At 73.7% G+C, this 26,732-nt stretch carries 21 protein-coding genes; 13 read left to right on the forward strand and 8 right to left on the reverse strand.

Annotation, left to right across the window (positions count from 1 at the left end):
- Positions 1 to 17: 17 nt before the first annotated feature.
- The 3 genes from VR894_RS05955 to VR894_RS05965 all read left to right on the forward strand — a co-directional run bounded on the left by VR894_RS05955 (position 18) and on the right by VR894_RS05965 (position 2,129).
- Entirely contained in the window at positions 18 to 518 is a 501-nt protein-coding gene (locus VR894_RS05955) for a hypothetical protein (RefSeq protein WP_324650420.1), read from the forward strand.
- Between the two features lie 26 nt (positions 519 to 544).
- Positions 545 to 1,270, forward strand: coding sequence for a glycerophosphodiester phosphodiesterase (locus VR894_RS05960; protein ID WP_324650421.1), 726 nt, complete (start codon positions 545 to 547; stop codon positions 1,268 to 1,270).
- Between the two features lie 85 nt (positions 1,271 to 1,355).
- Positions 1,356 to 2,129: an MBL fold metallo-hydrolase gene (locus VR894_RS05965; protein WP_324650422.1), complete on the forward strand. Its 774-nt coding sequence runs from the start codon at positions 1,356 to 1,358 to the stop codon at positions 2,127 to 2,129.
- 238 nt (positions 2,130 to 2,367) lie between these two features.
- Here VR894_RS05965 and map read toward each other — a convergent pair whose 3' ends face one another.
- Positions 2,368 to 3,141 carry a type I methionyl aminopeptidase gene (gene map / locus VR894_RS05970; protein ID WP_324650423.1) on the reverse strand — a complete coding sequence of 258 codons (774 nt, stop codon included), beginning with the start codon at positions 3,139 to 3,141 and terminating at the stop codon, positions 2,368 to 2,370.
- A gap of 90 nt (positions 3,142 to 3,231) precedes the next feature.
- Between map and VR894_RS05975 the strand changes: the two genes are divergently transcribed.
- Genes VR894_RS05975 through VR894_RS05985 form a run of 3 tightly spaced genes read left to right on the forward strand, consistent with a single transcriptional unit; the run spans position 3,232 to position 6,323 of the window.
- Positions 3,232 to 3,498, forward strand: a complete 267-nt coding sequence (locus tag VR894_RS05975; protein ID WP_324650424.1) for a hypothetical protein — start codon at positions 3,232 to 3,234, stop codon at positions 3,496 to 3,498.
- Positions 3,499 to 3,513: 15 nt separating this feature from the next.
- On the forward strand, positions 3,514 to 4,944 hold the full coding sequence (locus VR894_RS05980; protein WP_324650425.1) for an FGGY-family carbohydrate kinase: 1,431 nt from the start codon (positions 3,514 to 3,516) through the stop codon (positions 4,942 to 4,944).
- The gene (locus tag VR894_RS05985; protein ID WP_324650426.1) at positions 4,941 to 6,323 is read left to right on the forward strand and encodes a GH1 family beta-glucosidase; all 1,383 of its coding nucleotides are present in this window, start codon (positions 4,941 to 4,943) and stop codon (positions 6,321 to 6,323) included. Before VR894_RS05980 ends, VR894_RS05985 begins: the two co-directional genes overlap by 4 nt.
- A 136-nt stretch (positions 6,324 to 6,459) precedes the next feature.
- Here VR894_RS05985 and VR894_RS05990 read toward each other — a convergent pair whose 3' ends face one another.
- Both VR894_RS05990 and VR894_RS05995 read right to left on the reverse strand, forming a co-directional pair.
- A complete protein-coding gene (locus VR894_RS05990; protein ID WP_324650530.1) occupies positions 6,460 to 8,355 on the reverse strand; it encodes a protein O-GlcNAcase in 1,896 nt (631 codons plus the stop codon).
- 15 nt (positions 8,356 to 8,370) lie between these two features.
- On the reverse strand, positions 8,371 to 8,790 hold the full coding sequence (locus VR894_RS05995) for a glycoside hydrolase family 20 zincin-like fold domain-containing protein (RefSeq protein ID WP_324650427.1): 420 nt from the start codon (positions 8,788 to 8,790) through the stop codon (positions 8,371 to 8,373).
- A 175-nt stretch (positions 8,791 to 8,965) separates the two neighbouring features.
- Between VR894_RS05995 and VR894_RS06000 the strand changes: the two genes are divergently transcribed.
- The 5 genes from VR894_RS06000 (at position 8,966) to VR894_RS06020 (ending at position 19,861) form a co-directional block, all read left to right on the forward strand.
- Positions 8,966 to 10,897: an MBL fold metallo-hydrolase gene (locus VR894_RS06000; RefSeq protein WP_324650428.1), complete on the forward strand. Its 1,932-nt coding sequence runs from the start codon at positions 8,966 to 8,968 to the stop codon at positions 10,895 to 10,897.
- Positions 10,890 to 11,921: a LacI family DNA-binding transcriptional regulator gene (locus VR894_RS06005; protein ID WP_324650429.1), complete on the forward strand. Its 1,032-nt coding sequence runs from the start codon at positions 10,890 to 10,892 to the stop codon at positions 11,919 to 11,921. The genes VR894_RS06000 and VR894_RS06005 overlap by 8 nt, the downstream gene beginning before the upstream one ends.
- A 139-nt stretch (positions 11,922 to 12,060) precedes the next feature.
- Positions 12,061 to 15,135, forward strand: coding sequence for an alpha-mannosidase (locus VR894_RS06010; protein WP_324650430.1), 3,075 nt, complete (start codon positions 12,061 to 12,063; stop codon positions 15,133 to 15,135).
- Positions 15,132 to 17,927 carry an alpha-mannosidase gene (locus VR894_RS06015; RefSeq protein ID WP_324650431.1) on the forward strand — a complete coding sequence of 932 codons (2,796 nt, stop codon included), beginning with the start codon at positions 15,132 to 15,134 and terminating at the stop codon, positions 17,925 to 17,927. The genes VR894_RS06010 and VR894_RS06015 overlap by 4 nt, the downstream gene beginning before the upstream one ends.
- A gap of 5 nt (positions 17,928 to 17,932) precedes the next feature.
- On the forward strand, positions 17,933 to 19,861 hold the full coding sequence (locus VR894_RS06020) for a hypothetical protein (RefSeq protein ID WP_324650432.1): 1,929 nt from the start codon (positions 17,933 to 17,935) through the stop codon (positions 19,859 to 19,861).
- Here VR894_RS06020 and flgN (VR894_RS06025) read toward each other — a convergent pair.
- From flgN (VR894_RS06025) to flgN (VR894_RS06045), 5 genes are all read right to left on the reverse strand, one after another.
- Positions 19,858 to 20,418, reverse strand: a complete 561-nt coding sequence (gene flgN, locus VR894_RS06025; protein WP_324650433.1) for a flagellar export chaperone FlgN — start codon at positions 20,416 to 20,418, stop codon at positions 19,858 to 19,860. The two genes, VR894_RS06020 and flgN (VR894_RS06025), sit on opposite strands and share 4 nt — an antisense overlap.
- A gap of 138 nt (positions 20,419 to 20,556) precedes the next feature.
- Positions 20,557 to 20,940 (reverse strand): flagellar assembly protein FliW, encoded by a 384-nt coding sequence (locus VR894_RS06030; RefSeq protein WP_324650434.1) that lies wholly within the window; start codon positions 20,938 to 20,940, stop codon positions 20,557 to 20,559.
- Positions 20,937 to 21,887, reverse strand: coding sequence for a flagellar hook-associated protein FlgL (flgL, locus tag VR894_RS06035; RefSeq protein WP_324650435.1), 951 nt, complete (start codon positions 21,885 to 21,887; stop codon positions 20,937 to 20,939). The genes VR894_RS06030 and flgL overlap by 4 nt, the downstream gene beginning before the upstream one ends.
- A gap of 7 nt (positions 21,888 to 21,894) precedes the next feature.
- Positions 21,895 to 23,316, reverse strand: coding sequence for a flagellar hook-associated protein FlgK (flgK, locus tag VR894_RS06040; protein WP_324650436.1), 1,422 nt, complete (start codon positions 23,314 to 23,316; stop codon positions 21,895 to 21,897).
- A gap of 8 nt (positions 23,317 to 23,324) precedes the next feature.
- A complete protein-coding gene (gene flgN, locus VR894_RS06045; protein WP_324650437.1) occupies positions 23,325 to 23,840 on the reverse strand; it encodes a flagellar export chaperone FlgN in 516 nt (171 codons plus the stop codon).
- A 361-nt stretch (positions 23,841 to 24,201) separates the two neighbouring features.
- Here flgN (VR894_RS06045) and VR894_RS06050 point away from each other — a divergent pair, with 361 nt between their 5' ends.
- Together VR894_RS06050 and VR894_RS06055 are read left to right on the forward strand one after the other, a co-directional pair.
- Positions 24,202 to 25,047 carry a sigma-70 family RNA polymerase sigma factor gene (locus tag VR894_RS06050; protein ID WP_324650438.1) on the forward strand — a complete coding sequence of 282 codons (846 nt, stop codon included), beginning with the start codon at positions 24,202 to 24,204 and terminating at the stop codon, positions 25,045 to 25,047.
- A 67-nt stretch (positions 25,048 to 25,114) separates the two neighbouring features.
- Positions 25,115 to 26,662, forward strand: a complete 1,548-nt coding sequence (locus tag VR894_RS06055; RefSeq protein ID WP_324650439.1) for a glycosyltransferase family 2 protein — start codon at positions 25,115 to 25,117, stop codon at positions 26,660 to 26,662.
- The last annotated feature ends 70 nt before the right edge of the window (positions 26,663 to 26,732 follow it).

Raw genomic sequence — 26,732 nt, forward strand, 5'->3', positions numbered from 1 at the left:
GCACTCGGGAGGTCACAGTGTCGATGATCAGCGGACAGCTGCCCGCGCACGCCGTCATGCCCGGCGGCAGGGTGCTCGACGAGGTCCGACGCCTGGTGGTGACGGCGCTTGTCGCCGGCGTCGGCTACTCGTTCTTCACGTCGGCCGGCCAGGGCCGGTGTGTCGGCGGCGTCGATGCCGACGGCGGGTTCGTCGATCGCTACGGGCAGCAGACGGACGCCGTCCCCGCGTGCATCGACCTCACCCTGCGGCCGAGCCCGGTCGTCTTCCTCGTGCTCGCGGCGATCGTCGCGTGGGTGGTCACCCGCGTCGTGCGCCGTGCGACCGACGAGGACGCGGCGCTGCGGATCATCGGCCGGGCCGGGCCGGCCGTGATCGTGGCCGCGATCGTCTCCGTGGTGCTGTCGCAGGTCGCGTTCTCCGCGATCCCGCTGGAGGGGTGGGACGGCACGGGCACCCCGGTCGTCCCGGGGTGGCTGTCCGTCGACGTCGTCATCTCGCCGATGTCGACCGGCTAGGTCTCCGTGGACGTGGGGCCCTCCCTGTGATCGTCGTCGCGCACCGCGGCAACTCCTCCGTCGCCCCGGAGAACACGCTGGCGGCCGTCGAGGCTGCCATCCGGTCGGGTGCGACGGGCATCGAGATCGACGTCCAGCTCACGGCCGACCGCGTCCCCGTCGTCATCCACGACGACGTCCTGGACCGCACGACCGACGGGAGCGGACCCGTCGCGGCCACCCGCTCCGACGTGATCTGCGGGCTGGACGCGGGCTCGTGGTTCGGGCAGCAGTTCGCCGGGGAACGCGTCCCCATGCTGGAGGACGTGCTCGACCGCCTGTCGCGGGCCGACGGCGTCCACCTCCTCCTCGAGGTCAAGGGCGCCTGGGCCGTCGAGGACGTCGGGCTGGTCACCGAGGCGATCGAGAAGCGGGCGCTCGCGGACCGCGTGGTCGCGCAGAGCTTCTCGGCGGCGACGGTCGCCGCGCTCGGCACCGTGGCGCCCCGGCTGCGGCGCGGGCTCCTCGTCACCGAGGCGCACGACCGTGTCCTCGAGCTGTGCCGTGAGCTCGGCGCCACGGCCTGCAACCCGCGCGGTGACGTCCTTCGGGCGCGGCCGGAGCTGGTGGGCCAGGCGCACGCCGCCGGCATCACGGTGACCCCGTGGACGCTCAACGAGCCCGAGCAGTGGGCTGCGGCCACCGGGCTGGGCGTCGACGGCATCATCACCGACCGGCCCGACCAGCTGCTCGCCTGGCAGTCATCGGGCTGACCGACCGGCCGCCCGCAGCCGTGCACGACGACGGACGGCCGGGTGGTGCATCCTGGGCGGAGGTACCGCCGGACGGAGGGCAACGATGGCCGCGACGACGTCGTGGGGAGGCGGACGCGCCGGGCACCACGCCCGCTGTGTGCTCGCCCCGAACCCCGGGCCGATGACCCTCGAGGGCACCAACACCTGGGTGCTGACCGGGCCCGACGGCGCGGTGGTGGTCGACCCGGGTCCGAAAGGAGCCCCGGACCACCTGCGCGCCGTGCGCGCCGCGGCCGGCGGGGACGTGACAGCCACGCTGCTCACCCACCACCACGCGGACCACACCGGCGCACTGGAGGAGTGGGCGGCGTCGGTCACCGCCCCGGTGCGGGGCGCCGGGCGCGGTTCCCCGTGGGAGGACGGGGAGCGGCTGGAGGTCGCCGGCCTCGCGCTCGAAGTCGTCCTCGCCCCGGGGCACACGCCGGACTCCGTGTGCCTTCTCCTGGACGACGGCGTGCTGCTCACCGGCGACACCGTGCTGGGTCGCGGGACCAGCGTCGTGCCCTGGCCGGAGGGGGATCTGGGCGCCTACCTCTCGTCCCTCGACCGGTTGCTCGAGCTTGCCCGCAGCGGGCAGGCTCGGCAGCTGGCCCCCGGGCACGGGCCCGTCGTCGACAACCCTGTGGAGCACCTCGAGGCCTTGCGGACGCACCGGTTCGAGCGGCTCCGGCAGGTGCGCGACGCCCTCGCCGCGGGGGCACGGACTGCGGCCGACGTCGTCGCTGCCGTCTACGGACCGCTCGAGCCGACCCTCGCCCGAGCCGCGACGTCCTCGGTCCGCGCCCAGCTCGCCCATCTCGGTCACGCCACCGACTGAGGTCGCACACCCGGCCGCCGGGGTCGGTGGCGTGGAAACAACTCCGCTCTCGGCGACGGAGGGGGTGGGCTGCGCGGCGGCCGCCGGGGGCGGTGGCGTGAAACAGCTCCGCTGTCGGCGACGGAAGGGGGCGGGCGCTGGCCGTCGGGGGCGGGGGCGTGGAAACAACTCCGCTGTCGGCGACGGAGGGGGTGGGCTGCGCGGCGGCCGCCGGGGGTGGGGCGGGGGCGTGCGGGGGTTAGTCGTCGTCGCGGGCGGTGAGGACGAGGGGGCCGTCCGGTGTCACGGCGACTGTGTGCTCGCTGTGGGCGCCGCGTGAGCCGTCGGTGCTGCGCAGGGTCCAGCCGTCGGGGTCGGTGCGGATCTCGTCGGTCCCCGCCATGAACCACGGCTCCAGGGCGACGACGAGCCCGGGACGCAGCCGCAGCCCACGCCCCGCCCGTCCGTCGTTGGGCACGTGCGGCTCGCCGTGCATCGTGCGCCCCACGCCGTGCCCACCGAACTGCAGGTTCACCCGGTAGCCGTAGTCACGGGCGACGTCGCCGATCGCCGCCGACACGTCCCCGAGCCTGTTGTCGACGACGGTGGCCGCGATGGCCGCCTCCAGCGCCACCCGGGTGGCCTCGATGAGCCGCTCGTCCTCCGGGCGGGGCTCGCCCACCACGATGCTGACCGCCGAGTCGGCGACCCAGCCCTCGAGACCGGCGGCGAAGTCGAGGGTGAGGAGGTCGCCGTCGCGCAGGCGGTAGTCGTGCGGCAGCCCGTGGAGCACGGCGTCGTTCACCGAGGTGCACACGACGTGGCCGAAGGGCCGCGCCCCGAAGGAGGGGTGGTAGTCGATGTAGCAGGACTCCGCACCGGCCTCCCGGATCATCTCGTGCGCCAGGGCGTCGAGGTCGAGGAGGTTGACGCCGACGTCGGCGTGGCGGCGCAGCGCGCCGACGACCTGGGCGACGAAGCGACCGGCCGGGCGCATGGCCTCGACCTCGGCGGGGGTCTTGAGCTCGATCACCGCCTCAGGTTACGGCCCGGGTCCGCCCGCTCGCCCGGCCGGGGGAAGCGTCGTACCGTCGAGGGAGCGGTTCGACAGGAGGCGCGTGTGATGCGGCTGACGATGAGGTTCGGGGAGAACGGGGCGCCGACGACGATCGTGCTGGCCGGTGACCTCGACGTCGCGGCCGCCAACGAGTTCACCCACATCGTGCTCGGCCTGCACGACATCGTCGGCGTGGACGTCGCCTACGACTTCCGGGCGGTGCGGGTGCGTGACGGAGCGGGCCGGTCGGCGATCGCGATGGTCGCCCACACCTTCCGCGAGTTCGGGCCCGTCCAGCTGCCCGCAGACCTCGAGAGCGCCGCCACACCCTGATGGCACACTGAGGCGATGCGCGGCCTCGGGCTCGACATCGGGACGACCAACGTCAAGGCGGTCCTCGTCGAGATCGAGGCCGGCCGGGTCACCGCGCTCGCCCGGGCGAGTGCCCCCACCCCGACCGGCGGGCGTGCGCTGCAGGAGGCCGTCGGCCGCCTCGTCCTCGAGGTCGGTCCCGACGTCGACGCCATCGGGATCGCGTCCATGGCCGAGACCGGCATCCCGCTCGACGTCGACGACGCACCCCTGGGTGACCTCGTCCGCTGGGACCCGGCACGCGCCCAGCACCACGCCGCGGCGCTCGCACGCACCTACGGCGCCGACGCGCTCTTCGCCGCCACCGGGGTGCGGCCCAGCGGCAAGGTGCCGCTCGCGACGTGGGCGCACCTGCAGGCCGAGGATCCCGACCGCTGGGCCGCGATGTCCCGGTGGGCGGGCGCCGCGGACCTCGTCGCCCTCGCGCTCACCGGCCGGCTCACCACCGACCACACGCTCGCCGGGCGCACCATGGCCTACCGGCTGCCCCCGCCCGGGACCGAGCTGCCTCCCTCGTTCGACGCCGAGCTGCTCGCCGCCGTCGGCCTGCGCCCGGACCAGCTGCCGGCCGTCACCCGGCCGGACGACGCCGTCGTCGGGGTGAGCGCGGACGGCCCGTGGGGACTGCGGCCCGGGACGCCCGTCGTCGTCGCCGGCCACGACCACCCCGTGGGCACGTGGGCCGCCGGCATGAGGCGGCCGGGGGATGTCGCGGACTCGGTCGGGACGGCGGAGGCGGTCGTGCGGGTGCTCCGTGCCCGACCGGCCCCGGCAGCCGTCGCGGCCCAGGGGATGAGCCTGGTGCGCACGGTCGACGGCCGCCACGAGGCCCTGGTGGCCGGCTCCTCCAGCGCCGGTGCCGTCCTTGCCTGGTGGGCCGAGCGCGTCGGCGGCCACGACGCGCTCGAGCCGGTCCTCGCCGAGGCCGCCTCCCGGCGCCGCCGGCCGGACGCGCCGGTGCTGCTGCCGTACCTGCGCGGGCGCCAGGCTCCGCTCCCGGACGCCGACGCACGCGCCGTCGTCGTCGGGGAACGCCCGGACCACGACGACGTCGACCTCGCCGCCGCGGTCCTGGACGGCCTCGCCCTGCACGCCCGCTGGCTGCTGACTGCCCAGGCCGAGCTCGCCGGCACCGACGCGGCCGCGGGGGAGGTGCTGGTGCTCGGTGCCGCGGCACGTGCCGGCTCCCCGTGGCTGCGCGTCAAGGCGGCTGCGGGGCCCGCGCCGCTCCGGGTGGTGGACGTGGAGGAGGCCGTGGCCGCCGGCGCCGCGGTGCTCGCCGCCCACCGGGCCGGTCTCGCCGACGCCGTCGTGCTCGGCTCGGTGCCCGTGCCGCACCGCACGGACCCGGTGTACGACGACCTCTACGCACGGTTCGTCGAGGCGGCCCGGGGAGGCCCGCGGTGACGGGCCGGCTCGTCCCGCCCGACTTCCTCTGGGGTGCGGCGACGTCCGCCTTCCAGTCCGAGGGCGGCCTGGACGTCGACGGGCGCGGCACCTCGGTGTGGGACGTCTTCGCGCAGCGGCCGGGCGCGATCGAGGACGGTGCCGACGGGTCACGGGCGTGCGACTCCTACCGCCGCTGGCGGGAGGACGTCGCGCTGCTCGCCGAGCTCGGGCTGGGTGCCTACCGCTTCTCCGTCGGCTGGTCGCGGATCGTCCCGGAGGGGACCGGGCGGGTGGAGCCGCGAGGGCTGGACCACTACGAGCGACTGGTCGACGCGCTCCTGGCCGCCGGCATCGAGCCCGTCCTCACCCTCAACCACTGGGACATGCCACAGGCGCTGATGGCCGCCGGCGGCTGGGCGGCCCGCGACACCGCCGCCGCCTTCGCCGAGCTGACGACCGCGGTCGCCGGGCGGCTGGCCGACAGGGTGAGCTGGTGGGTGACCCAGAACGAGCCGTGGATCGTGTCGTTGCTCGGGTACCAGCTCGGGCTGCACGCCCCGGGTGTCACCGACCTGCGTGCCGCGGTCGCCGCGGGGCACCACATGCTCCTCGCCCACGGGCTGGGGGCCGACGTCCTCCACCAGTACCGGGGCACGCGCGTGGGCGTCGCGCTCAGCCTCTTCCCGTGCGAACCGGCCTCGCCCTCCGAGGACGACGCCGCGGCCGCGTGGGGCTCGGACGGGTACGTCAACCGCTGGTACCTCGACCCGCTCCTCGCCGGCGGGTACCCCGACGACATGCGCGCCCACTGGGAGCGCGCCGTCGGCCCCCTCGACGTCGTCCGCGACGGGGACGAGGCCGCGATCGGCGGACGCAGCGACTTCCTCGGGGTCAACTACTACACCCGGCGGGTGATGGCCGCGGCGGAGGCCGGCGACGGCCGTCCCTTCCCGTGGCGCGTCGTGCCGCCGCGGGAGGAGGTCGAGCGGACGGACGCGGGCTGGGAGGTCGCGCCCCGGTCCTTCGGTGACCTCCTCACCCGGCTCGCCCGTGACTACCCCGGGACGCCGCTGCTCGTCACCGAGAACGGGGGAGTGTTCGGGGACGGTCCCACCCACGACGGCCGGGTCCACGACACCCGCCGCACCGCGTTCCTCCGCGGGCACGTCGCCGCGATGGCCGAGGCGATGGACGCGGGAGCCGACGTCCGCGGGTACCTCCACTGGTCGCTGCTCGACAACTTCGAGTGGGCGATGGGCTACCGGCCGCGCTTCGGCCTGGTGCACGTGGACTACGCCACCGGCCGGCGCACCGTCAAGGACTCCGGCCGCTACCTCGCGCAGGTCGCGCGGACCGGTGGACTGCCGCCGGTCCCCGGGATCGCGCCGTTCGGGTGAGGCGAGCGTGAGCGGAGAGCCCGGCCCCGCCGTCGAGGTCCGGCGGCATGCCGAGCGGCGGCCTGGGCTACACCGACCTTGGTGACCTGCGCGTCGTCGGTGGCCTGGCCGCACGCTTCCGCCGGGACGTGGCCGATCAGCCGGACGACCGGCCGTGTCCGGTCCGGGGTGCGGTCAGCTCCGCCACCGCGGCAGCGACGATGGCGCCGCCGTCCTCGGTCATGAGCCACGGAGCGAGCGCCGTCCGCCCGAGGAAGACCGCGACCCGCGGCGCCGGAGCCACCGACCCGTCCGCCAGCTGGGCGCCGGTCGGGTAGCGGAAGACGGTCGGGTGGGCGCCGGTGACCGTGCGGGCGACGACGGTGGCGTCGGGGGTCGGCTCGCCCCAGGTGATCTTGCCCGGGCCGCGGTGGACCGGGACCCTCCCGCGCAGGCCCGCGGCGAGCGCGTCCCCGGGTGCGACGACGTCGATGCTGTCCTCGACGAGGAGGACGGCGGACTCGGTGGCCAGGCCCGCAGCGACCAGATGGGCCCACGCCAGCATCGGCACCGGGAGGCGGGCGGCGGCGCGGGCGGCGTCAGGTCCGGCGCTGCGGGCCAGCACGACCAGCTCCGGAGGGTGAACCGGATCGTGCCCGAGGTCGCCGGTCGCACTGAAGCGGACCTCGAGACCACGACGGCGCAGCGACGCCGCGAAGGTCTCCTCGCCGGCCTCGGGGTGGGTGGCGGCGACGAGCATGACCCACGGTGACGTGCGCGCAGCGGCAGCCGTGCCACCGGTGCGGCGCAGGACCTCCCGCACGAACGTGGGCACGACGTCGCGCAGGACGTCGGGGTAGTGGCGCTCGGCGTCCTCGAGGGCTGCCGCGGTGCGCTCGCGCAGCTCGTCCTCGGTCGTGCCGTCGAGGTGGGCGAGGAGGAGCTCGGCGGCTCGGCGGCCCGCCCGAGCCATGTCCGCGCCCGCCCGGATCCACGGGCCGAGCTGCCGGACGAGGGTGGTGTCCCCGAGGGACGCCTCCGCAAGCCGGGCGAGGCCGCCCAGGTGCGTGCGCACCGCCCGGGCTGCGGGCCGGGCGACGGCGAGGTCGTCGTCCAGGGCCGCGGTCACCAGCCGGCGCAGCCGCGGGTCCTGCGGAGTGTCGGGAGGCCACCCCGCGCAGGCGTGGACGAGCGGAGCGAGGGCGTGCGCATCCCGGCCCGCCACCACCCGGACGGTGCGGGCGGCCGAGGCTGCGGCGTCGTAGTCGTGGGGGTTCCAGGCGTAGTCGGCCACCGTCGCCAGCGCGAGCTGTGACGGTGCCGCCTCGACCATCGGGTTGGCGCTGATGCCGGCGAGCGAGGCGCCGTCGGGGTCGGGAGTGCGGCCGGTGAGCGGGCCGAGGAAGAGGCGCGTGCGGTCGTAGTCGTTGACGGGGAAGTTGTCCCACAGGAGCAGGCGGTGGCCGTAGCTGGTCGCGGCGTCCTCGATGTCCCTCCGGGTGATCTCGGCACTCACGACGTCGGGGCCGGTCCACCACACGAGGGTCGAGGGCGGAAGGGCGTCCCGCAGGTGCCGGCGGTAGGGGGACCCAGCGGTCCCGGCGTAGTCGACCGGGACCATGAGGAGCGGCTCGTCGACCCCGCGGGGTGCCAGGAAGCGGTCGACGAACCGGGTGCACGTGTACCCGTGCGCGGCACCCGCGGCGCCTCTGTCCGTGCCGAAGGCGGTGCGGTCGGCTAGATGGCCGAGCTCGCCGGCGATGTCGTCGAAGAGCAGCGCGAAGTCCCGTACCCCGATCTGCCACAGCTGCTCGGCCTTGGCGTGGAGCCGCTCGTGCTCGGCCGGGTCGGAGTAGCGCATCGACAGGCCGGGGGAGATGGCGTGGACGAGACGGACGTGGTTCGTGCGGGCAGCCGCGACCAGCTCCGCCAGGAGGGAGAGCTGCTCTGGCGGGTAGGGGTCGCGCCAGTGCGCACGGTGGAACGGGTCGTCCTTGGGGGCGTGGACGACGTGGTTGAGCTTGTGGCGGCCGGCGAAGTCGAGGTGCGCCAGCCGGTCGGAGGGCTTCTACGGTGGCCCGTAGAAGCCCTCGACGGTTCCTCGCCAGGTGAGCGCGGGCCAGTCCCTGACGCGCACGCGGGGCACGTGCCCGGCACGCTCCTCGAGGAGTGCGCGCAGGGTGTGCACGCCGTAGAACGCGCCTGCGGGGTCGGCGCCGCGGACCGTGGCACGCGGGCCGTCCGGACCCGGCTCGACGGCGAGTGTGTAGCCCTCGGCCGGCACGTCGCCGTCCGCGGTGACGGTGACGTGGAGAGGCCTGTCCCCGGTGTCGGAGGTGGGCAGGACGCGGCGCGCATCGGCGCAGTCACGGGCGCAGCCGAGCCGGAGCCCGGTGATGGGCAGCCACTCGCCGGTGCCGGCGAGCTCGCGGGGGACCGGCGTGAGGAGGGAGAAGGCCTGCCGGCCTGCGGGCGCTGTCCGCTCCATCTCCGACACGGTAGTGGGGCGGCGCGCGGCGCGGGGGCTCGGTGGACACAATCCCGCTGTCGGCGGGGGAGACGCTCGGTGGACACAATCCCGCTGTCGGCGAGGGGGAGGGGGGCCGGGGGCAGGGGTGCGGGGGCTCGTTGTTGGGCGGGTGTGGGATCGATACCATGTGGGGATGGGTCGCGTGCGCGAGGTGGCGCCGGGTGTCTTCCGGGTCCGGGACACCTGCAACGTCTACGTCGTGCGCGACGACGCGACGCGCACCGGGGTGGCGATCGACTTCGGGTCCGGGCTCGTCCTCGACCACCTCGCACAGATGGGCGTCGAGCGCCTCACCCACGTCCTCATGACCCACCACCACCGCGACCAGGCCCAGGGGCTGCCGCGGGCCGCTGCCGCGGGCGTCGAGGTCCACGTGCCGCCGGTCGAGCGGGACCTGTTCTCCCGGGTGGACGACATGTGGGCGACCCGGCCGATCATCAACGACTACAACCTGCGGGAGGACCGCTTCTCCCTCCTCGAGCCGGTGCCCGTCGCCGGGCTCGTGCCGGAGTACCGCACCGGTACGTGGGGCGGCGTCGAGCTCGAGGTCCACCCCACGCCCGGCCACACGACGGGCTCGGTCACCTACGTCCTCACCCGCGGGGACCGGCGGATCGCCTTCACCGGCGACCTCATCTACGCCCCGGGGAAGGTGTGGTCGCTCGCCGCGACGCAGTGGTCCTACACGGGCAACGAGGGGCCGGGGATGACGGTGATCTCCTGCCTGCTCCTCCAGCGCGAGCGGCTCGACCTCCTGCTCCCCTCGCACGGGGAGCCGATGGACGAGCCCGGCACCGCGCTCGCGCTCCTCGCCGAGCGCATGCAGCGCTACGTCGACTCCCGGCGTCCCTTCCCCTGGGACCTCGAGACGCGGCTGGTCCACCCCTACGCGCGGGTGACCGAGCACCTGCTCATCAACCGCTCGAGCCTGGCCACCTCCTACGTCCTGCTCTCCCGCAGCGGCGCCGCCCTGGTCATCGACTACGGCTACGACATGACGACGGGCCTGCCGGAGGGCCGCGACCGGGCCTCCCGCCGCCCGTGGCTCGCGTCGCTGGACGCGCTGCGCGGCGGGTTCGGGGTGACGAGCGTGGAGGTCGCGCTGGCCACCCACTACCACGACGACCACGTGGCAGGCCTGGCCCTCCTCCGGGACGTGGAGGGCACCCAGACCTGGGTGCCGGAGAACGTCGCACCGGTCATCGCCAACCCGATGCACCACGACCTGCCCTGCCAGTGGTACGACCCCGTCCCGGTGGACCGCGAGCTCCCGCTGGGCGAGACGTTCCAGTGGCGCGAGTACGCGATCACCGTCCACGACCTGCCCGGGCACACCCGCTACGCGGCGGCCTTCGAGCTCGAGGTCGACGGCACAACGGTCCTGGTCACCGGTGACCAGCAGGACGGGGAGGGCATCCCCGGACGCCGCCGGGAGACCCTCAACTACCAGTACCGCAACCTCTTCCGTCCCGAGGACTACCGTCGCAGCGCCGCGCTCTACCGGCGGGTCGCGCCCGGTCTCATGGTGAGCGGCCACTGGGAGCCACGCTGGGTGGACGACGGCTATCTCGACATGCTCTCCGACCAGGGGGAGGAGCTCGTGCGGCTCCACGAGGAGCTCCTGCCGTCGGGAGAGCTCGACCTCGGGCCGGGGAGCCAGCTGGCCCGGCTCACGCCCTACCGCTGCCACCCGGAGGTGGGGGAGCGCTTCGAGCTCACCGCCACCGTGCGCAACCCGCACCCGCGCCCCGCGGAGGCGACGCTGCGCCTGGACGTCCCGGCGGGCTGGTCGGTGGAACCGGCGACGGCGACCGTCGGTGTCGGGGTGGATGAGAGCGCAACGGTCACCTTCGCCGTCCAGCCCTCCGGCGGCGAGCACCGCCGAGCCCGTTGCGCGGTGGACGTCACCATCGGAGACCTGGCGCTCGGGCAGCACGCGGAGGCGCTGATCGACGTCCGTGCACCGCTGGACCAGGCCGCGCAGCGGGACCCGACGGGGCAGCACGGGCAGGCCGGGTCCGCCGACGGCACGCTGCTCGACCGGGCCGGGCAGCGCCGTGGCTGACCTCCGGCGGGCCACCATCAACGACGTCGCCGTCGCCGCGGCGGTCTCCCGCTCGACGGTCTCCCGCGCCCTCAACGGGACCGGCTACGTCGCCGCACAGGTGCGCGAACGCGTGCTGGAGGCCGCCGACCGGCTGGGGTACGTCCCCAACGCCAGCGCCCAGCACCTGCGCCGTCAGGGGAGCACCGCCGTCGGGCTACTCGTGCCGGAGCTCGGCAACAGCTTCTACGGGCAGCTCGCCACCGGCGTGAGCGAGCACGCGCGCCGCTCCGGCCTGGCGACGATCCTCAGCGTCTCGGGCACCGAGGGCGAGGACGAGCAGCCCGCGCAGGCCTTCGTCGAGCTCCGCGTCGCCGGTGCCATCATCGCGGCGAGCTCCGCCGAGGTCGGGCAGTACCTCGCCCGGCACGGCGTGCCGACCGTGGAGGTGGACCGCCAGTTCTCCGAGGGTGCGACGGACGCCGTCGTCGTCGACAACGTCGGCGGAGCCCACCGCCTCACCAGCCGGCTGGTGGACGAGGGCCACCGGCGCATCGCCATCCTCCTCGACGAGACCCACTGGACCACTGGCCGGGACCGCTACGCCGGCTACCGGCAGGCCCTCGAGCGGGCGGGCATCGACGTGGTCCCGGAGCTCGTCGTCAGCGCCGGCTGGGACGTCCAGGCGGCGCAGCGTGCGGCCACCGGGCTGCTCAGCGGTCCGCGACCGACGGCCGTCTTCGCCGCCAACAACCTGCTGGCCGAGGGCGCGTGGCGGGCCGCCGCCGATCTCGGGCTGCGTATCCCCGACGACCTCAGCCTCGTCTCCTTCGACGACGCCGGCTGGATGACCATGGTGAGCCCCGGCATCACCACCGTCGCCCAGGACCCGCTGCTCGTCGGCCGCACCGCGGTCGACGTGCTGCTCGAACGGCGTGCCGACCCGGCGGTGCCCGTGCGCACGGTCGTCGTCCCCGCCGCGCTCGTGCCCCGCGGCTCGACCGCCGCACCGGGCCCGAAGGAGCCGGCCGCGGTCCGCCGCTGACCACCGCCGCACAGCCCCGCCACCCCCCGATTCACGCCACCGTGGCGTCGCCGGCCATTGACCTCTCCCCGGAGAAGATGGTTGCGTTATGGGCACGTTCCCACAGTCGCCGGAACACACCCCACCGAGGGGGCGTCGCATGCACCGGACCCTGTCCGACCTCACCCACCGGATCGAGCGGACACTCGAGGACCGGCTGCTGCCGGCGCGGTACAGCGGCGCCGTCCCGGTCGACGTCCGCGCCGCGCACCTGAGCGGTGAGCCGGTGCCCCCGGCCGAGGCCAGGGCGCTGGACTACCGGCCCTTCGCCGTCGGGGAGCGCTGGGGCCGGGCCTGGTCGACGACGTGGTTCCACCTCACCGGCGAGGTGGCCGCGGCCATGCGCGGCCGGCGGGTCGAGCTGCTCGTCGACCTTGGCTTCGAGCGCTCCGGGCCCGGCTTCCGCTCCGAGGGCCTCGCCTACACGCCCGACGGTGAGCCCATCAAGGGCATCGAGCCACGCACCGCGTACGTCCCGGTCGCTCGCGAGGCGGCGGGCGGGGAGCGGGTGGACGTCTACGTCGAGGCCGCCGCCAACCCACGGTTCCCGGGCACCGCGGTCTCGCCGCAGGGTGACCTCGACACCCGCACCGACGAGCTGCTCTACCGGCTCGACCAGGCCGAGCTCGCCGTCGTCGAGGAGGAGGTCCACGCCCTCGTGCTCGACGTCCAGGTCCTCCACGGCCTCGCCGAGGAGCTGGCCGAGGCCGACCCGCGCCGCCACGAGATCCGCCGCGCACTGGAGCTCATGCTCGACGAGCTCGACGTCGCGGACGTCGTCGGCGGTGCCCCGGCGGCCCGTGCCCGGCTCGCCCCGGCGCTCGCGTCCCCCGCCGTCCCCAGCGCGCACCGCGTCTCCGCCGTCGGTCACGCGCACATCGACTCCGCGTGGCTGTGGCCGGTGCGGGAGACCATCCGCAAGTGCGCGCGCACGTTCTCCAACGTCGTCGCCCTCGCCGAGGACCACCCGGACCTCGTCTTCGCCTGCTCCTCGGCCCAGCAGTACGCGTGGATGCGTGACCACCACCCACACGTCTACGCGCGGGTGAGGGAGGCGGTGGAGCGCGGGCGGTTCGTGCCGGTGGGCACCATGTGGGTCGAGTCGGACACGAACCTGCCGGGCGGTGAGGCGACGGTCCGTCAGCTCACCCAGGGCCGGCGCTTCTTCACCGAGGAGCTCGGCGTCGACTCCCGCGAGGTGTGGCTGCCCGACTCCTTCGGCTACAGCGGCGCCCTCCCGCAGATCGCGCGGCTCGCGGGCATGCGTTGGTTCCTCAGCCAGAAGATGTCGTGGAACCAGACCGACCGCTTCCCGCACCACACCTTCTGGTGGGAGGGCATCGACGGCACCCGGGTCTTCACGCACTTCCCGCCCGCCGACACCTACAGCTCCGAGCTCTCCGCCGGTGACCTCGCCCGCGGCGTGCGCAACTTCGCCGAGAAGGGCCGCGCGACGCGCTCCTTGCTGCCGTTCGGCTACGGCGACGGCGGCGGCGGGCCCACCCGGGAGATCGTCGGGGCCGCCCGCCGGCTCGCCGACCTCGAGGGGTCCCCACGGGTGACGATCGAGACCCCGGAACGCTTCTTCGCCGCCGCCGAGGAGGAGTACCCCGACGCTCCCGTGTGGTCCGGGGAGATGTACCTCGAGTTCCACCGCGGCACGTACACCAGCCAGCACGAGATGAAGCGGGGCAACCGCCGCACGGAGCACCTGCTGCGCGAGGCGGAGCTGTGGTGCGCGACGGCCTCCGTCCGCCGCGGGCACCGCTACCCCTACGAGGAGCTCGACCGGCTCTGGCAGCAGACCCTGCTCCTGCAGTTCCACGACATCCTTCCGGGCAGCTCCATCGCCTGGGTGCACCGGGAGGCGCGTGCCACCTACGCCGCGCTCGCCGCCGACCTCGAGCGGCTCGTGCGTGACTTCCAGCGGGCACTCGTCGGCGAGGGCGACGTCCCGCTCACGTTCAACGCGGCACCCCACGCCAACGACGGCGTCCCCGCCCTGGGGGCGTCGGTCGCCGAGCCGGCCGCGGATGCCGTCGACGTCACCCGCGAGGGGGACGCCGTCGTGCTCGACAACGGGGTGCTGCGCGTCGTCGTCGGCCCGCACGGCACCATCGTCTCGGTCCACGACCACGTCGCCCGTCGCGAGGTCCTCGCCGGACCGGCGGGTGTGCTCCAGCTGCACCCCGACACCCCGAACCGCTTCGACGCGTGGGACATCGACGAGTTCCACCGCCGGCGCCGCCGCGACCTCACGGAGGTCGACGAGCTCGGGGTGGACACCACCGACCCCACCCGGCCCGAGGTCCGCGTCACGCGCACCGACGGCTCCTCCCGGTACGAGCAGACCGTCGCGCTGAAGGCCGGCGCACGCATGGTCGACCTCACCACCGCCGTCGAGTGGCACGAGCGCGAGACGCTCCTCAAGGTCGCGTTCCCGCTCGACGTGCACGCCGCGCACAGCTCCGCGGAGACCCAGTTCGGCCACGTCCAGCGCCCGACGCACACCAACACGTCGTGGGACGCCGCCCGGTTCGAGGTGTGCGCGCACCGGTGGATCCACGTGGCCGAGCCCGGCTACGGCGTGGCCCTCGTCAACGACTCCACCTACGGCCACGACGTCACCCGCGCAGCTCCTGGGGACGCGCGGGGGAGCGGACCGACGACGGTCCGGCTCTCCCTCCTGCGGGCCCCGCGCTACCCCGACCCGGACACCGACCAGGGGCACCACCACCTGGCCTACTCCCTCGTGTGCGGCGCGGAGGTCACCGACGCCGTGCGGGAGGGCTACCGGGCCAACCTGCCGCTGCGCCGGCGCGACGGCGCCGCCCCCGTCGCGCCCCTCGTCACGGTCGCCGACGGCGTGACGGGAGAGCCGTCGTCGGCGGTCGTCGTCGAGTCGGTCAAGCTGGCGGACGACCGGAGTGGCGACGTCGTCGTCCGCCTCTACGAGGCCCTCGGCGGACGAGCGCAGGCACTCGTGGTCGCGGGCTTCCCCACCGAGGCCGTCGACGTGTGCGACCTGCACGAGCGACCGGCCCCGGACGTTGCGGCCCTCGCCCCGCTGACCGAGCGGGACGGCGGCGTCGAGATCGCTCTGCGACCCTTCCAGATCGTCACCCTGCGCCTGTCGCCGGGCGGCGGGCCCAGCCCCTCCGAGGAGTACCCGTGAGCACCCATCGGCCCCCCATCGCCAACGCACCCGCAGGTCCCCAACCGACCGGGCTGGACCGCGGAGAACGGCCCCGTGCCACCCCGGACCGGACCGTCCACATGGTCGGCAACGCGCACCTCGACCCGGTGTGGCTGTGGCCGTGGCAGGAGGGGTACCAGGAGGCGCGGGCCACGTTCTGGTCGGCGATCCACCGGATGGAGGAGTACCCCGACTTCGTCTTCACCTGCGACCAGGTCGTGCTGCTCACGTGGGTGGAGGAGTCGGACCCCGAGCTGTTCGCCCGCATCCGGGACCGGGTGGCCGAGGGACGCTGGCAGATGGTCGGGGGCTGGTGGGTGGAGCCGGACTGCAACATGCCGACCGGGGAGTCCTTCGTCCGCCAGGGCCTCCACGGCCAGCGCTACCTCAAGGAGAAGTTCGGGGTGACCGCGACGGTCGGGATGAACGTCGACCCCTTCGGGCACCAGGCGATGCTGCCGCAGATCCTGCGCGGTCAGGGGATGGACTCCTACGTGTTCATGCGGCCGGGCCCGCACGAGTCCGAGCTGGACGCGACGGCGTTCTGGTGGGAGTCCGCCGACGGAAGCCGGGTGCTGGCCTACCGCATCCCCTACGAGTACGGCAGCCCACGCGGCCAGGTGGACGGGCAGGTCGACAAGTCCCTGGGCCAGGTGGACCGGACCCTGGGCGACGTCATGGTCTTCTACGGCGTCGGGAACCACGGCGGCGGACCCACCCGGGCGAACCTCGACTCGATCCTCCGCTACGACCGGATGGGCTCCTTCGGGCGGCTGTCCATGTCCCACCCGCGCCGCTACGTCGACGAGCTCACCGCCCGGCTCGGCCCCGAGGGCCTGGCGCAGCTGCCGGTGTGGCGCGAGGACCTCCAGCACCACGCGGCCGGGTGCTACTCCGCCCACTCCGGGATCAAGCGGTGGCAGCGCCGGGCGCAGGCCAAGGTGCTGTCCGCGGAGCGCTGGGCCGCCGTCGCCGCGCTGTGGCAGGGGCTGGAGCTCCCGCGGGCGGACCTCGCCCGGGCCTGGCAGCAGGTGCTGTTCAACCAGTTCCACGACGTCCTGCCGGGCTCGGCGATCGAGCCCGCCTACGACGACGCCCGCGACCAGCTCGGGGAGGCGGTCGCGATCTCCCAGCGCATCATCACGCGGGTGCAGAACGTCCTCGCCTCCCAGCTGGAGATCCCGGTCGCCGAGGGCACCCAGCCCGTCGTCGTCTTCAACCCCCACCCGTGGCCGGTGACCACCGCCGTCGAGCTCCAGTACGGCGTCCAGCCCGACGGAGTCCACGTCGTCGACGGCGACGGGCGGCAGACCCCCTCGCAGCGCATCCAGTCGGTCGCGACGACGAGCGACAAGGGGCGCGCCGCGCAGGTCTTCGAGGCGTGCGTGCCGGCCTTCGGCTACCGGCTCTACCGCCTTCGTCCCGGCCCGGCCCCGGAGGGTCTGACCTGGAGCGAGCAGCCGCCGTCGGCCCTGCACGCCACCGAGACCGTGCTGGAGAACGAGCACCTGCGCGTCGAGCTGGACCCGGAGACGGGCTGGCTCACGTCCCTGCTCGACAAGCGGACCGGGCTCGACGTCCTCGCCGGTGCCGGGGGCCACCACACGCAGGTCTGCGCGGACCCGACGGACACGTGGGGACACCGCGTGGTCTCCTACGCCTGGCCGGGTGAGGACATGGCGACCGTGCGGCTCCTCCTGCGCGAGGCCGGGCCGATGCGCGCGCGGCTGCGCGTCGAGCGTGCGTGGGGCCGCTCCACGATGGTCGAGGAGCTCGTCCTCGAGCACGGCAGCGACCAGCTCGAGGTCCGGGTGACCCTGGACTGGCGCGAGGAGGCGCACCTGCTCAAGCTCCGGTTCCCGACCGCGCTCGCGGACCCGACCGCGACCTACGAGGTGCCCTTCGGCTCGATCGAGCGTCCGGTCGACGGCGCCGAGGAGCCGGCCCAGTCGTGGGTCGACCTCAGTGGCACGGTCACCGGTCCGGACGGCCCACGGCGCGCCGGGTTCGCCGTCGTCACCGACTGCAAGCACGGCTACGACGTCTCACCCGCCGCCGACGACGGCGGACCGAGCATCGGGGTCACCGCGGTCCGCAGCCCGGTCTACTCCTGGCACGACCCCCGCCTGCTCGACGCCGAGGGCATCTACACCTACCAGGACCAGGGCGTGCAGACCTTCCGCTACCTCCTCGTCCCGCACGCCGGTGACTGGCGGGAGGCGGACCTCACCCGCCGGGCGGCGCTGCTCGGCTCGCCGGTGCGGGCAATGCTCGAGAGCTTCCATGCGGGCCCGCTGCCCGACGCGCTGTCCCTGGTGAGCGACGACGGCGGGCAGGTGATGATCACGGCGGCCAAGGCGGCGGAGGACGACGGTGCCGACCTCGTCGTGCGGGCGGTGGAGACCACCGGCAGGCCCGCGCGCGCGACGCTGCGGCTGCCGGTCCTCGGGCGCACCGTCACCGCCGACTTCGGGCCGAGCCAGATCCGCACCTTCAAGGTGCCGCGTGACCCGGCGCGTCCCGTCGTCGAGGTCGACCTCATCGAGTGGGACCTCGCCGACGGGCCGGCCGGAGAGCTCGCGGCCGAGGCGCTACCGGCCGGGCCCTTCGAGCGTGGCGCGGTGCTCGCGCCGGTCCCGGGTCACCGGTCACGGCGCTCCCCGTCGCAGCACGAGGACCTCGACCAGTCGACAGACCGGGACGCGAGCGACACCCGCGGCCCGGCAGAGCGGATGTCCCCCGGCCACGCCGGCCGCCCGTCGGACGGGTGAGGCCCGTGCAGCTCACCGACGCGGTGCCCGCGGCCGGGGTGAGCGTGGACGCCGAGCTCGTCCGCGCGGACGGCTCGGTCACGTCCCTCGCCGAGCACCCCGACGGCATGCGGGCGGAGCTGGTCCTCACCGCCCGTCGCGGCTCGACGGCCCACGATGTCGCCCTCACCGTGCGCAACGACGGGCCACGGCCGGTCACCGGCTCCGTGCGCGTGCGGCTGGCCATGCCGGACGTGCCCGAGCCCTGGTTCCTCGTCCCCGGGGCGTTCTACGGCGCGAACGGCCCTGCCGGCTCCGTCGTCCGCTACCCCCGCTTCGCCGTCGGCGTCCACGACCCCGCCGCGATGGTGAGCGACCACTGGGAGCTGCGCGCGGACCGGACGGCGACGCCCGCCGTCTTCGCCTGGGGGCCGAGGAGTGGCATGGCCCTGGTCACCGAGCACCTCTCGCCGGTCGGGATGGTGGGGCTCGGGTTCGCGCACGACGGTGCGACCACACGCATCCACGTCGGCTTCCCCTACCGGGAGGCGCCCGTGAGCTATGACGGCAGCGCCGTCGCGCGGGAGCCCGACGTCGCGACGTGGACCTGGGAGCCGGGCTCCGTGACCACGCTGCGCGCCGAGGCGCACGTGCTGCCCGCGGACCGGCACGCCTACGCCCCGGTGCTGCGTGCGGCGTACGAGCGGTCGCGGGGACTGCCGCCAGTCGAGCCGTGGGTGGGTCTGCACGAGGCAGCCGCCGTCACCGCCGAGGGGCTGCACCGGTGGCACTACGACCCGGACCCCGGCGTCCTACTCGAGGCGGTCGGCTTCGACCGGGGCGTCACCGGGCAGGACGGTCTCCCGGTGGACCGGCAGTCGATGCACGTCGGGTGGGTGAGCGGCGTCCCGTGGGCCTTCGCCCTGCTCGCCCATGCCCGCCGGGTCGCGGGGACACCGGAGGAGACGGCGCAGACGGTGGCCCAGGAGCGCGCGGCACGACGGGTCATCGACGTCGTCTGCGCCGCGCTGTCCCCGTCGGGGACCTTCTGGGGGACCTGGTACCGGGGGACGGGCTGGACACAGAGCTGGTCACCGGTGCCCGGCTCGCTGCACGCGCACACCCTCGGTGAGGCGACGTTGTTCCTCCTGCGCGCGCTCGCCCTCGGCGACGGCGGGGCCGGCTGGCCGGCGGCGGCCCGCTCGAACCTCGACGCCGTCGTCCGCCGGCAGCGGCCCGACGGGAACCTCGGCTCGGCGCACCACGCGCAGACGGGGGAGGTGCTGTCCTGGGCGGGAGCCGCGGGGCTCATCTGGGTGGCAGCCCTCGCCGAGGCCGCCGCCCTCGACGGCGACGGCGGGTATCTCGCCGCTGCGGAGCGCGCGGGGGAGTGCTACGCACGGTTCGTCACCGACGAGCTCGTCAACGGGGCACCGGAGGACGTCGACCTCGCCCCGACGTCCGAGGACGGCTACGCCGCGGTGATCGCCTACCTCGCTCTGCACCGCCGCACCGGACACCCGCGCTGGCTGGAGCTTGCCCGTCGGTCCGCGGACTGGATGCTCACCTTCCGCTACACCTACGACGTCGTCTTCGCCCCGCGCACCCTGCTCGGCGTGTACCACTTCGCCACGCGTGGCGCGGACCTGGCCTCACCGGCCAACCCGCACCTCCACGCCTACGGCCTCGTGTGCACGGCCGAGCTGCTCGAGCTCTCGGCGCTGGTGGGTGACGACCACTACCGGCAGCGCGCGCTGGAGACCCTCGCCTGCTTCCGCCAGCTCCTCCCGGTGCGGGACGGCGACGTCAACGCCTACCGCGGGATGGTCACCGAGCGGTACTACCAGACCGACTGCTTCCAGCCGAAGGGCATGGTGCTCACGCTGTCGCACGCGTGGAGCGTCGGGGTGCTGCTCCTCGGGTGCGAGCAGGCGCTGGCCGCGGGCGAGGCCTAGCGGAGGAAGTGCTCGAGACCCCGCTGGACGATGTGCTCGCGGGCCTCGACGGCGCGGCGGCTGATCTCCTGGAGCTGCAGCTCGATGACGGCCTCGGTGAGCTCGACGTCGTCCTCGGCGGACCGCTCCTCGGCGGAGGCGTCCTCGACGAGGTCGTCGAGGGTGGTGCGCACGGACCCGAGGAGGCGCTCGCTGGGTTCGCCCGCCTCGCTGCCCGGCAGGGAGGCGGTGAGGGCAGCGATCTCGGCGACAAGGGTCCGGAGCTCGGTGCGGTGCTCCCGGAAGATCTCGTCCCACGGCGCCGGGGCGAGCCGTGCCAGGTCGGCCAGGCTCGCGTCGGCCGGCAGCCCCAGCACGCGCGCAGCACCCGCGGCCTCGGCGGCGCGCCCGAGGTCGGCGACCCGGCTGTCCCCGAGCACGCTCTCGGTCTCCCGTGCCGCGAGCGCGAGGCGCTTCGCCCTGCCTGTCTCCAGGAGGGCACGCTCGACCTCCAGGCGGTGAACGAGGAGCCCCAGAAGGTCCCGTTCGTGCCAGAGAGCATCGGACAGTGCGCGCATGGCATGCCCTTCCGGGGTCGGTCGTGAGCCCCAGCCGAGTGGAGGAGGCGGCAGGGCAGCACTGATGGAGGTCAGTGACCTGAGAGTAACGCCTCGGCCCGGGAGGTGGCCGGGTGATTAACGGAGGAGGGCCCCGCGCTACCGGGCGAGCGGTGCGCGGAGCGGCTGGTCGGTGCCCTCGAGGATCGTCTGCACCGCGCTGCCGGTCTCGAGGTTGACGAGGACGGGGGCGAGGAGGTTGGCCGACGGCTCCGACCCGGTGTCGCTCGGGCGGACGACGACGAGCACCGCCGGGTCCTGCGTCCCGATCTCGGTGAGCACGGCCCCGGGGACGTCGGGCTCGTACTCGGGGAAGAAGGGCCGCGGGTCGAGGAGGAAGAGGCGCACGTCGTCGGCCTCCACCGCCCGGAGGGAGTAGAGCTCCGGCGTCACGCTGGTGAGCGAGAACTCGGTGAGGGGCGCGAGCCCCGGGGGCGGACTGACGAAGCGGAGGACCGACTCGGTCACGGGCTGCGCGCTCATCGGAGGAAGTCCAGCAGGCTCGGCTGGAGCACGCGGCTCGTGGCGCCCAGGGCAGCCTGGTAGCTGACCTCCTGGAGCTGGAGGTCGACGATCGTCTCCGCGAGGTCGGCGTCCTCGACAGCGGACAGCCGGTTCGCGAGCGCCACCTCACGGGAGGCGAGGGCGTCCTGGGCCTGGAGGACCTGGCCGTGGCGGGAGCCGACGCTGCCGACCTCAGCGAGCACGGCGGAGAGGCGCTGGTCGAGCGCCGCCAACGAGTCACCGATGTCGCCGTCACCGGCCTCGATGCGGTTGGCGATCTCACCCAGCAGGGTGAAGACCGACATCCCTGCCGGGACCCCGGTGGCGGGGTCGCGCACGAGGGTGCCGTCGGCGTTGAGGACGTCCTGGCCGAAGACCTCCGAGCCGGCGGCGTCGACCCGCACCTCGGTGGTGTCCGAGACTCTGCGGAGCACCTCGGCCCCGGGGCGACCGGTGAAGGTCACCGTGCCCTCCGGGCCGCGCACGAACGCCGCCTGAGTCGACGTGCCCGCGAAGACGGACCGCCCGAGGTAGGTGGTGTTGGCGGTCTGGAGGAGGCTGTCGGCGGTGGCGCGCAGCTCGGTCGCGATGGCCGAGCGGGAGCTCGGGCCTAGCGCGCCGGCGTTGGCCCCGCGCACGGTGAGGTCGCGGGCCCGGTGGAGGTCGCCGAGCGTCTGCCCGAGCGCGCTGTCGACCGTCGTGAGCCAGGCGTCGCCGTCTGCCGCGTTGCGGGTGTACTGCGCCGTCGCACGCTGGTCCGACCGGACCTGCATGGCGTCGACGGTCCCGGCCGGGTCGTCGGAGGGCTTGGTGATGACCTTGCCCGTCGTGAGCCGGTGCTGGAGATCTGCCATCTCCGCCAGGTTGCCCTGCAGGTGGGTCAGGGATGCGCGCTGGAGCCCCAGCTGCGTCACTCGTCCGATCATCGTGTCCTTACCTTCCCACCACGCCGGTGCGGTTGATCAGCGTATCGAGCATCTCGTCGACCGTTGTCAGGACCCTGGCGGCTGCCTCATAGGCGCGCTGGTACATGACGAGGTTGACGCTCTCCTCGTCGAGGTCGACGGCGGTCTGCGAGAGGAGCTGGCTCTCGGCGTTGGCGCGGGTCGACTCGGCGGCGTCGGCCCGGCGGGTCGCCGTGCGGGTGTTGACACCGAGGTCGACGACGGCGCCGGTCCACAGCGTCCTGGCCTCGGAGAGCTCGGCCAGCCGGGAGGCCAGCGACCCGTCGACCTCGCCGGCGGTGCCCGTCGTGACCTGGTCGACGTGCGTGAGGGCGACACCGAGCGAGAGTGCCGGACGGTCGGCGTCGATGGTGAAGAAGTCACGGTGCGTCCCGTCCGCGCCGGGCAGCGAGGAGTGCAGGGCGTTGACCTCGGTCGCCAGGGTCGTGGCGAGGGTATCGTAGACCTCGGCCATGCTGGCGATGGCCCCGCCCTGGTCCGCGGGGGCGAGCACCTCGACGAGGCCGGCGAGGCGGCCGCCGGTGGCGCCGGTGGGGGCACCGGAGTCCGCCCAGACGACGCGTGCGGGTCCCTCGTGAGCCGCCCAGCCACCGGTGGGCTCGGTCGTGCCGAGCTGGGCGAGCGTGGCGCTGCCGTGGACGGCGACCGCAGTGGCCCGGTCGCCACGGACGAGGGCGTTGCCACCGACCATGACGTCGACGGAGCCGTCGGGACGCTCCCGGACCTCCCCGCCGACCAGCCCGGCAAGACCCTCGAGGAGGACGCCGCGCTGGTCGATGAGGGCGTTGGCGGACTCGCCCGCGACGAGGGCGTTGCGGATCCGGCCGTTGAGGTCGGCGACAGCGGTGGCGGTCGTGTTGACGTCCGTGGCGAGGGCGTCGGCCTGGGCCCGGGTGGCGTCCCACTGCGTCTCCGCGGCGCGGTAGCCGGCGGCGATGTCGGTGACGAGCGACGCGGCACTGCCGAGGAGGACAGACCGGGCGGCGGTGTCGTCGGGCCGGTTCGCCACGTCCTGCCAGGCGCTGAAGTAGGTGTCGAGACCGGCCGCGATGCCCTTGTCGCTGGGCTCGGCCACGGTCGTCTCGAGCAGCGTCCACGACTCCGCCATCGCGGTGAGACGCGAGGAGGAGGAGGTCTGCGTCCGCAGGGACGTCTCCCGGAAGATGTCGCCGAGGCGGTCGACCGACGTCACCTGCACGCCCGAGGACCGCACCGCGCCGCTCCCGAACATCGTCGGGGCGCCCCCGGTCGTGATGGCCTGGAGGTCGGCGCGCTGCCGGGTGTACCCGGGGGTGTTGACGTTGGAGATGTTCTGGCTGGTGGCCTCCAGCGCGATGCGCTGAGCGGTGAGCGAGGTGAAGGCACCGTTGAGTGCGGCGAAGGAGCTCATGTGACCTCTTAGAGGGACTCGTCGACAAGGCGGGCGGTGGCGGAGCGGCGTGCGGTGGTGCCGCGGACGTCGTAGACGTCGACGCTCTCGTGCAGGGACATGAGGGTCTCCTGCGTGGCGTGGTGGACGCTGGCGAGCACGTCGCGGTTCGCCTCGGCCGCCGAACCGATCTCGGAGGTGAGCCCGAGGATCGCGGTGCGGTGCTCGAGGAGGATGCCCTCCCAGGGCGCCGGAGAGGCGCCGGCGATGTCGAGGAGGCTGGCGCCGTCGGGCAGGTCCAGGACCGAGGCGACCGTGCGGACCTCGACGGCCCGGGCGAGCTCGGCGTTACGGATACCGGCCAGCGCCTCGTCGACCTCGCGGGCGGCGATCGGCAGCAAGCGGGTACGGCCGGCCCCGAGAAGCAGCTGCTCGACCTCAAGTCGGTAGTGCAGCGACTCCAGGAGGTCGCGCTCACGCCACAGCAGATCGGACAGCGAGCGCAGGGCGGTGCCTGTGGCGTTGAGTTCCTGGTTGGCCTTCACGCTCAGTCCATCGGTCGCGCGACGGCAGAACTGAGGGATGCGGGTCCGCAATCCCGCACGCTCACCCGGTGGTCCGACTTCGGGAGGAGGTAGTGGACCGTTTGTGGGGCAACGAATGGGGGACTTGTGACCTAGATGTGAAGCGAAAAGGTGGTGCAGCGGTGGTGCAAAGAGGAACAGATGTAGTGGATCACAATTCCTACCCCTTGTACTTTTGAATGAAGAGGGTCCATGCTTCACTCGCACCCCGCACCACGGCGAACTCCGGGCGATGGCGTTACCAGGGCGGCGGGCACAACGATCACACGTTCAATTGGGTGCTGCCGCACTGGCGACCGGCATCCAGGCCGGGGGTAAGTCAATGCTGGAACAGCGCGACCGCAATGAGCTCATCGAGGAGCACCTAGCACTCGTGGGGTACCACGTCAGCGAGATGATCCGCCGGGTCCCGACCCACGTGCAGCGGGAGGACCTGGCAGCCGCCGGCTCCCTCGCACTCGTGCAGGCGGCCCGTTCCTACGACGCCAGCCTGGGCGTCCCCTTCGCTCGCTATGCCTCGACCCGCATCCGGGGCGGCATCGTCGACGAGCTGAGGGCGATGGACTGGGCGACCAGGGGCACCCGTCGCCGGGCCCGTCACCTGGGCGAGCTGAACGAGAAGCTCACCGGTCAGCTCGGCCGCGCGCCGCGGCCCGGTGAGCTCGCCGACGCCATGGGCGTCGACGTGAGCGAGGTGCGCAGCATCCGCGGGGACGCGGGCCGCAACCTCCTCTCCCTGGACGCCGACGCCGCGGGTGCCGCGGCGACCGTCAGCGACAAGGCACTGAGCCCGGAGGACCGCGTCGTCGTCGACGAGCGGCTCCGCTACCTCACCGCCGGCGTGGGCGAGCTGCCCGCGAAGCTGCGCGTCGTCGTCGAGGGCCTGTTCTTCCACGAGCGTCCCGTCGCGGACATCGCCGAGGAGCTCGGAGTCACCCAGTCGCGGATCAGCCAGCTGCGCACGCAGGCGCTGGAGATGCTCCGCGACGCGATGAACAGCTCGCTGGAGCCCGACCTCGCCCCCGTGGCCTCGGCCGCGCCGGGCGTGGCGGAGAAGCGCCGCCTCGCGTACTACGCCGCGGTCGCCGAGCGGGCGACCTCCATGACGGCTCGCTCGGTCACGACCATGGCCGGCACGGCAGCCGACAGGGTCGCGGAGGCGGTCTAGACCCTCAGGTTCGGGCGACCCCGGCCGATAGGACGAGAAGAACCGTCCTATCTGCCGGGAGTCCCGCGTGGCGCGCAAGCCTGAACCGACCATCTCCGCCGTCCTCATCGTCAAGGACGAGGAGGAGTACCTCGCGCGCTGCCTGGAGTCGGTGCGCTGGGTGGACGAGATCGTCGTCTACGACACGGGCTCCACCGACCGGACCGTCGAGATCGCCCGCCAGTTCACCGACACGGTGATCGAGGGCTACTGGAACGACGACTTCGGCGACGCCCGCAACCGCGCCCTCGCGCACGCCACGAGCGAGTGGGTGCTCATCGTCGACGCGGACGAGACGTTCGAGGCGAACCCGCGGGCGCTGCGGAAGCACCTGGCGGCAGGAAAGGCGAACTTCTTCACTGTCACCGTCTCGACGCGGGTTGCCGCTGCCGGTGTCGCGCATGTCCCCGTGGTGTCGGTGCGCCTTTTTCGTAAGGCAGACGGGCGGTACACCGGTGCTCTGCACGAACAGGTGGTTCCCCGGCCGGAAGTCTCGATGAGCCTCCGGCCGCTCCCCGGCGCGGCCATTAGGCATTCAGGGTACTCAGAAGGTCCTGAGGCGATGGCCGTACGGCTGAGGCGCAACCTTGAGATCGCGGAGCGAGAGGTAGCCTCCGCCGAAGCTGGAAGCGGTGGCACCGCCGGACTGGCGCTGCGGCAAGCCAATCTTGCAAGGACGCTGAGCGCAGTGGGACGCACCGAGGAGGCCCTCGCGTTGGCGGAGCAGGTTTACAGGGAAGGGGACCTCCCTGATGAGGCTACGGAGCTCTTCGCGAGCACCATGGTGCTCACAGCTGCCCATACTCGCGACTTCGAGCTGGCCCGCACCTGGGCACGACGCCTGCGAGGAGTTCTTGGTAACCCGGTGTGGGCCGACAGTCTCTTGGTAGACATCGCAGCTCTGGAAGGGTCTGCTGAGCTCACGCTGGACCTCCTCGAGTGCGTCCCCACGACCGTCGTCGACCACCGCGGCCGGCAGTTCCGGCGGCTCGACCGTGCGGGGCACGAGCTTTGGGCGCTGCACCGTCTCGGCCGCATTGGGGAGGCTCACGGCGTGGCTAGACGCGCTGCACTGGCCGGGGTAGTGCCCGGACATCCGGCACAGCTGCTGGAATGGCTCGGTGCGGACGGTGTGCGGCAGATGGTCGCGCTACTTCCCGACGATGCATGGCAGCTCCTTGGTGTCCTGTGCACTCACGCCCCGGCGAGCCCTGCGGCGCACCAGGTCCTTTCCCTCATGGCGCAAGCCCGTCCTGACGACCTCACACCCGTGCTCTGCGCACGTCGGCTGGTTTTCGCGTCTGACCTAGCCGGTCTGGAGGAGGCTGCAAGCTGGTCTGCACGGATGCGCACCGTAGGACTCGACGAGCACTGCCCGCTCGTCACAATCGCGGTGGGCATCGAGGTTCCCGCTGCCCAACGGGCACGAGCGGCAGCACTGGCACTCTTTGCGTACGGCGACTCTCGTGCTCTTCCGCCCCTCGAGACAGCACTCGCGCAGATAGCACCAGAGGACCAAGCGGAGCTCGCGGCCCAGCTGGACGTGCTCGCCCCTGGCCTGGTCCAGCACGCCTGACGGCTCTCCTCAGAGGGGAGAAATACCTCGCCCGAACTTCTCATCGTGGCCGACGAGCGACCGATGAGTT

Origin of the sequence: Georgenia sp. H159, from assembly GCF_035607575.1 — a bacterium.
Classification (GTDB): Bacteria; Actinomycetota; Actinomycetes; order Actinomycetales; family Actinomycetaceae; genus Oceanitalea.